The organism is Streptomyces sp. CO7, assembly GCF_053474865.1.
Window position 1 is genome coordinate 232,620 of record NZ_JBRIOU010000004.1, and the last position, 3,427, is coordinate 236,046.

General features: G+C 73.4%; 2 protein-coding genes. Both read right to left on the reverse strand.

All coding sequences use genetic code 11. The features are described 5' to 3' along the window. Positions 1-31 precede the first annotated feature (31 nt). The gene (gene ligA / locus ACOV8S_RS13780) at positions 32-2,335 is read right to left on the reverse strand and encodes an NAD-dependent DNA ligase LigA (protein WP_448318106.1); all 2,304 of its coding nucleotides are present in this window, start codon (positions 2,333-2,335) and stop codon (positions 32-34) included. A 14-nt stretch (positions 2,336-2,349) separates the two neighbouring features. Further along, positions 2,350-3,354 carry a methionine synthase gene (locus ACOV8S_RS13785; RefSeq protein WP_448318107.1) on the reverse strand — a complete coding sequence of 335 codons (1,005 nt, stop codon included), beginning with the start codon at positions 3,352-3,354 and terminating at the stop codon, positions 2,350-2,352. Positions 3,355-3,427: the final 73 nt, after the last annotated feature.

Sequence of the window (3,427 nt, forward strand, 5' to 3'; positions counted from 1 at the left end):
GGTGCGGAGGGTCGAATGCCGCGCCGCGCCGCTACCCCGCGTCCCCGGCGCCCCCTTCCGCCGCCGCGTCCTCGGCGCCCCCTTCGGCCGCCGCGGGCTCCGAGGCCCCTTCGGCGGGGAGGGCGGCCTCGTGGGCGGCGTCCGGGCCCCGCTCCAGCAGCACGGCGAACCCGTCCTCGTCGAGCACAGGCACCTTCAGCTGCATCGCCTTGTCGTACTTGGACCCGGGGTTGTCGCCGACCACCACGAAGGAGGTCTTCTTCGACACCGACCCGGTCACCTTGGCGCCCCGGCTCACCAGGGCCTCCTTGGCGCCGTCCCGGGTGTGGCCGGTGAGCGTCCCGGTGACCACGACGGTCAGGCCCTCCAGCGGGCGCGGGCCCTCGTCCTCGCCGGTGGCCTCGTCCTCCGTACGGACGCCGGCCGCCCGCCACTTGCGGAGGATCTCCTGGTGCCAGTCCTCGGCGAACCACTCCTTGAGCGAGGCGGCGATGATCGGCCCGACGCCCTCGGTGGCGGCGAGTTCGGCCTCGGTGGCCGCCTCGATGCGCTCCAGCGACCGGAACTCGCGGGCCAGCGCCTCGGCGGCGACCGGGCCGACGTGGCGGATGGAGAGGCTGGTGAGGATGCGGGCCAGCGGCCGCTCCTTGGCGGCGGCGATGTTCTCCAGCATGGCCACGGCGTTCTTCCGCGGCTCGCCCTCCTTGTTGGCGAAGGGGGTCGCGATCTTGTCCTCGCCGGTCTTCGGGTCCCGCTTGGGCAGTCCGCTGTCCTTGTCCAGGACGTACGCCTTGATGGGCAGCAGCTGCTCGATGGTGAGGTCGAAGAGGTCGCCCTCGTCGCGCAGCGGCGGCTCGGACGGCTCCAGCGGCCGGCTGAGCGCGGCGGCGGACACGTAGCCGAAGTTCTCGATGTCCAGCGCCTTGCGGCCGCCCAGGTAGAAGAGGCGCTCGCGGATCTGGGCGGGGCAGGCCCGGGCGTTGGGGCACCGCAGGTCGATGTCCCCCTCCTTCATGGGCCGCAGCGCCGTGCCGCACTCGGGGCACTCGGCGGGCATCACGAACTCCCGCTCGCTGCCGTCCCGCAGGTCGGCGACCGGGCCGAGGATCTCCGGGATGACGTCGCCGGCCTTGCGCAGCACCACCGTGTCGCCGATGAGCACGCCCTTGGCCTTGACGACCTCCTGGTTGTGCAGAGTGGCGAACTCGACCTCGGAGCCGGCCACGGTGACCGGTTCCACCTGGGCGTACGGCGTCACGCGGCCGGTGCGGCCGACGCCCACGCGGATGTTGACGAGCTTGGTGTTGACCTCCTCCGGCGCGTACTTCCAGGCGATCGCCCAGCGCGGCGCGCGCGAGGTGGAGCCGAGGCGGCCCTGCAGCGGGATCTCGTCGAGCTTGACGACCACGCCGTCGATCTCGTGCTCCACGGAGTGGCGGTTCTCGCCGAACCAGGCGATGAACGCGCGCACCCCGTCGAGGCCGTCGACCACCTTGTTGTGCCGGGCCGTCGGCAGGCCCCAGGAGCGCAGCAGGTCGTAGGCCTCGGAGAGCCGGGACATGCCGGAGCCCCGGTAGCCCTCCAGGGCGCCGATGCCGTGCACCACCATGTGCAGCGGGCGGGTGGCGGTCACCTTGGGGTCCTTCTGGCGCAGCGAACCGGCCGCCGCGTTGCGGGGGTTGGCGAAGGGCTTGTCGCCGGCCGCGACCAGGCGGGCGTTGAGCTCTTCGAACGCCTCCATCGGGAAGTAGACCTCGCCGCGGATCTCGACCAGGTCGGGGAGGTCCTCGCCGTGCAGCCGGTGGGGGATCTCGGCGATGGTGCGCACGTTGGGCGTGATGTCCTCGCCGGTGCGGCCGTCGCCGCGGGTGGCGGCGCGGGTGAGGCGGCCGTGCTCGTAGGTCAGGTTGACGGCGAGGCCGTCGACCTTGAGCTCGCAGAGGAAGTGGTGGGCGGAGGCGCCGATCTCCTTGGCCACGCGGTCGGCCCAGGCGGCGAGTTCCTCGGGGTCGAAGGCGTTGTCCAGGGACAGCATCCGCTCGCGGTGCGTGACGGCGGTGAACTCCGTCTCGTACGCCCCGGCGACCTTCTGGGTCGGCGAGTCGGGCGTGCGCAGCTCGGGGAACTCCTCCTCCAGCGCCTCGAGCGAGCGCAGCAGCCGGTCGAACTCCGCGTCGCTGACGACGGGAGCGTCCTTCACGTAGTAACGGAAGCGGTGCTCCTCGATCTGCTCGGCCAGCTGCGCGTGCCGGTCCCGGGCCTCGCTGGGCACCGCACTCTCCGGCGTGCCGCCCGCCACGCCGTCCGCCGTGTTCGCCTGCTCGTCGCCGGCCACTGTCGGTCCTCCCGTCACTCAGGGTTGTCCGCGAGCGATGTCGCCGCCCGGACACAATGCGCGAGCGCCTTGCGCGCGTACCCGGGGGTGGCCCCCGCGAGTCCGCACGCGGGCGTGATCGTGACCGCCTCCGGGAGCAGTCCCGGACGCAGTCCCAGCCTGCGCCACAGCGTCCTGACACCCATGACGCTACCCGCAGGGTCCGACAACGGGGCGTCGGTTCCCGGCACGACTCCGGCGAACAGCCGCATGCCGTCCTCCACGGCCTCGCCGATCGTGTCGTCGTCACGCTCGGTGAGGAGCGAGAAGTCGAAGGACACCGCGTCGACGCCGGAGCGGCGCAGCAGGGCGAACGGGACGTCGGGGGCGCAGGAGTGGACGACGACGGGGCCGTCGTGGACGCCGATCACCTCGCGCAGCCCGGCCTCCACCACCTGCCGGTCGACGGCGCGGTGGGTGCGGTAGCCGCTGGCGGTGCGCACCTGGCCGCGGAGCACGGCGGTGAGGGAGGGCTCGTCGAGCTGCAGCACAATCTCGGCGCCGGGGACGCGGCGGCGCAGTCCGGCGAGGTAGTCGCGCAGGCCCTCGGTGAGGGAGCCGGTCAGGTCGCGTGCGGCGCCCGGATCGGAGAGGACCGCCTCGCCGTTCCTGAGCTCCAGCGCGGCGGCGAGCGTCCACGGCCCGACGGCCTGCACCTTCAACTGGCCCTGGTATTCCTGGGTGTGCTCCTCGAGGGCGTCGAGGTCCTGCCGCAGCCAGGCGTGCGCGCGGCGGGTGTCGCGGCCGGGGCGGTCGCCGAGGCGCCAGCCGCTGGGCTCGACGCGGGCGTACATCTCGACCAGCAGGCCGGCGGTCCGGCCGAGCATGTCGGCGCCCGGGCCCCGGGCGGGCAGCTCGGGGAGGAACGCGAACGTCTCGAAGGACCCGACGGCGGTCCTCGCGGCCTCCTGCGCGTCCTCGCCGGGGAGGGAGCCGACCCCGGTGGCGGCCTCGAAGGTGTACCTGCGCTTTTCGCTCACGTCGGAAGGGTACGGAAGGGGCCGGTGGGGCGGAAACTCAGCTGCCGTCCGGCTCGGGCAGCAGGGCGGGGGC